Source organism: Acidovorax sp. KPB24-03 (genome assembly GCF_057546605.1).
The window spans coordinates 1-1196 of the sequence record NZ_BAAJYR010000695.1 but is presented as its reverse complement, the minus strand read 5'-3'; the positions used below and the strand labels follow the sequence as shown (position 1 = coordinate 1196).

2 protein-coding genes and 1 pseudogene are annotated in these 1196 nt (G+C 72.2%); all 3 read right to left on the bottom strand.

Features of this window, described 5'->3' with window-relative positions:
* Window positions 1-253 (bottom strand): carboxyl transferase domain-containing protein (locus AC27KI_RS25285; RefSeq protein ID WP_487116544.1); only part of this gene is annotated, 253 nt, incomplete at its 3' end.
* Window positions 250-582: a malonate decarboxylase acyl carrier protein gene (mdcC, locus tag AC27KI_RS25280; protein WP_284403407.1), complete on the bottom strand. Its 333-nt coding sequence runs from the start codon at window positions 580-582 to the stop codon at window positions 250-252. The genes mdcC and AC27KI_RS25285, both read right to left, overlap by 4 nt.
* A gap of 10 nt (window positions 583-592) precedes the next feature.
* Window positions 593-1196 (bottom strand): annotated as a pseudogene (locus AC27KI_RS25275) (malonate decarboxylase subunit alpha); the annotation flags it as partial.

Below are 1196 nucleotides of genomic sequence, written 5' to 3'. Positions count from 1 at the left end.
GCTTGGCGCCATGCACTTCGCCCACGCCACCGCCCATGAACTCGCCCTCCTGCGCGGCCACGAAGATGGGCCGCCCGCCCAGCGTGGCGCGGCCGACGGCCACGCCGTCGTCGAAGGCCGAGGGCACGCCCAGTTGCGCCAGGTGCGGGCTGGTCACGCGTTCGGCCGGCGGCAGCCACTCATGGAAGCTGCCGGCATCCAGCAAATGGGTCAGGCGCTCGCGCGCGCTGCATTCCGCGTAGCTCAAACTCATGATCGCGCTCCCGGCAGTTCGGCCACGGCCTGGTCGAGCCGCAGTCCCACCACGGCGGGCGTGGCGCCCATGTCGTTGATGGCGATGCGCACGCCGGCCAAGGCGTGGCGCGCATGGAAGTCGTCCAGTACCGCCTGCCAGATCGGGCCGAAGCCGCGCGCGGAGGTTTCCACGCGCACCGAGCAACCGGTGCCGCTGTCGGGCTCCAGCAGCACCTCGAGGTTGCCGGAGCCGACCACGCCGACCAGCACGGGGGCGAAGGGGCCTGTGGGTCGGCCGCCGGGAAAGGAAAAGTCCAGGGTTTCGAGCCCTGCGGGAATGTCGCTCATGGGGTGCCTCCTACCAGTTCCGGAATCTCTTGGGCGGCTGGTACAGCCCGCCCGACGCGCGAACCAGGTCGCGCATGCTGCGCGCGGCCAGCAGGTTGCGCGTGGCATCGCGCGGGTCGATGCCCAGATCCTGCGGGCGGTGGATCACGCCGCGGTCGCGCAGGTTCTCCACCGCGCGCCGGTCGCGGGCCAGGCCCACCGCGGTGTAGCCTGCCACGCCGCGGATGGCCTGCTCGCGCTCTTCATCGCTGCGGCACAGCAGCAGGTTGGCGATGCCTTCCTCGGTGAGGATGTGGGTCACGTCGTCGCCGTAGATCATGATGGGCGGCAGCGCCATGCCGGCCTGCTCCTGCAGCGTCCAGGCGTCCAGCCGTTCCACGAACGCGGGCTGCATGTGCTCGCGGAAGGTCTCCACCATCTGCACCACGAGCTTTTGCCCGCGCGGCGTGCCGGCCGCGCCGGTGCGGCCGCCCGCGGCCTGCGCGCCGGCCTTGGAGCCATGCGGGGCTGGGCATGGCGCGACCGCCGCGCATCGGCCCCCATGTTGGGCGCGCCGCCGAAGCCCGCCGATGGCGCCCCAGGGTGGCGGTGGAGCTGTTGCCGTCCAGGTCGAT

Bases quoted from the DNA above. Each gene is read 5' to 3' on its own strand.
- mdcC (WP_284403407.1), bottom strand. From the start codon at position 582: ATGAGCGACATTCCCGCAGGGCTCGAAACCCTGGACTTTTCCTTTCCC.